Origin of the sequence: Actinosynnema sp. NPDC059335 (assembly GCF_042752395.1) — a bacterium.
In the GTDB taxonomy this organism is placed as follows: Bacteria; Actinomycetota; Actinomycetes; order Mycobacteriales; family Pseudonocardiaceae; genus Actinosynnema.
The window spans coordinates 1-1,674 of sequence record NZ_JBHYXZ010000080.1 but is presented as its reverse complement, the minus strand read 5'-3'; the positions used below and the strand labels follow the sequence as shown (position 1 = coordinate 1,674).

Genomic DNA, 1,674 nt, shown 5'->3' with positions numbered 1-1,674 from the left:
TTTGTTTAAACCCCCCGGGGGGGCGGGCGGGGCCCCGCGGGGGGCGGGGCCGGGGCCCCCCCCCCGGCCCCCCCCCCCCCGCGGGGGCGGGGGCCCCCGGGCGTGATCACCGACGCGGTGGTGTCACGGCTTGTACCAGGCCTGGTTGTCCCAGCCGTTGCACGTCCACACCTGCACCTTGCTGCCGTTGTGCGTCGGCGACGACACGTCGAGGTCGAGGCACCGGCCGTCGTGCCAGCTCACGATCTGGCCGTTGGTGTAGATCGTCCACTTCTGGTTGTCCCACCCGTTGCAGTCCCACACCTGCACCTTGGTGCCGTCGTGCGTCGGCGACGACACGTCCGAGTCCAGGCACCGCCCGTCCTGGGTGCTGCGGATCGTGTAGTCGTCGTAGTAGGTCCACTTCTGGTTGTTCCAGCCGTTGCAGTCCCAGATCTGCACCTTCGTGCCGTTGTGCGTGGGCGACGACACGTCGGAGTCCAGACAACGCCCGTCGTGCAGGCTGTAGATGGGACCGTTCGCGGTCAGCGCGCCGACCGGCGCGGCCGAGGCGCCCGACGGCGCGACGACCAGCGCCGCGAGCAGCAGGCCCAGCGCCGCGAGCAGCTTGGTCAGGTGCTTCATCCCGTTCCCCCCTCAGGTTGCGGACCCAGGAACGGTCGCAGGCGTGACGGCGGGTTCGGCAGCACAAGGTGAGATATCACCGTGTGATTGCGTGGTTCCGTTGCGTAATACTCCCCTGGGGAGGGACGATTCCCAGTCGGGGGGACTTGTCATGGAACGTAGAGCCGGATGGGTCGCGCGCGTGCCGGACAGCCTGTGGTCGCGGCTGGAGGTCGTGACCGCGCTGGAGGCCCGGGACATCGCGAGCCTGTTGGTCCTGATCAGGCGTTACGCCGGGTGCAGCCAGAACGACCTCGCGGGCGTCACGGGCATCACGCAGGGCCGGATCAGCGAGTACATGCGCGGCCGGCGGCTGCCCACGCTGGACACCATCGAGCGCATCGCCGACGGCGTGGGCATGCCGCCCGAGTGCCGCCGCCTGCTCGGGTTGGCGCCGGCCCGCCGCTGACGGCGCGTCGGGAGGAGCCGGTCCCACGGGCCGGCGACCCCGACGCGCGCCGGGCACGCGGGATGGGGCACTCCCCCCGGGTGCCCCATCCGCACCTCGTCACCTGCGACGCGCGACCAGCGCGAGGACGCCGAGCAGACCGATCCGGCCGGCGACCAGGGCGACCGCGGCCCACGTGGGGAAGTCCGGGGGGACCACCCCGCAACGTGAGCACCGGACACACCACCGCGCCCGCCGCCGCCAGGACGACGACCACCGCGTCGAGCAGCCGGGAGGTGTGGGCGGCGGGCACCGCCACCTCCACCGAACCCCGACTTCTCCAGGCGTATCCGCGCCGCGCGGGTCGGGTCTCCCCATCCCGCGGTCTTGTCGGACCCGACGGGTTCCGGGTCCGGCCTCACTCCACTCATCGGGGCACCTCAACCGGGCGCTGCTGATCTACGAGTTCGTCGACGCGGAGCTGCGCGCGGGCAACCAGGTGGTGCTGCGCCACCCCGAGGGGCGCGACCAGCTCGTCAAGATCTTCCTCTGACGCGGCGGGGGGCGCCCCCCGGGGGGGGGGGGGGGGCCCCCCGGGCCGGCGCGCGGCGAGCCGCGTGGGG

At 72.9% G+C, this 1,674-nt stretch carries 2 protein-coding genes; one reads left to right on the top strand and one right to left on the bottom strand.

The window, feature by feature from the left end; genetic code table 11:
• Positions 1 to 123: 123 nt before the first annotated feature.
• Entirely contained in the window at positions 124 to 624 is a 501-nt protein-coding gene (locus tag ACFXGA_RS23785; RefSeq protein ID WP_378091169.1) for an RICIN domain-containing protein, read from the bottom strand.
• Between the two features lie 151 nt (positions 625 to 775).
• On the opposite strand from ACFXGA_RS23785, the gene ACFXGA_RS23780 reads away from it, so the two are divergent.
• Complete coding sequence (locus ACFXGA_RS23780; RefSeq protein ID WP_378091167.1) at positions 776 to 1,072, top strand: helix-turn-helix domain-containing protein; 297 nt, start codon at positions 776 to 778, stop codon at positions 1,070 to 1,072.
• Positions 1,073 to 1,674 lie beyond the last annotated feature (602 nt).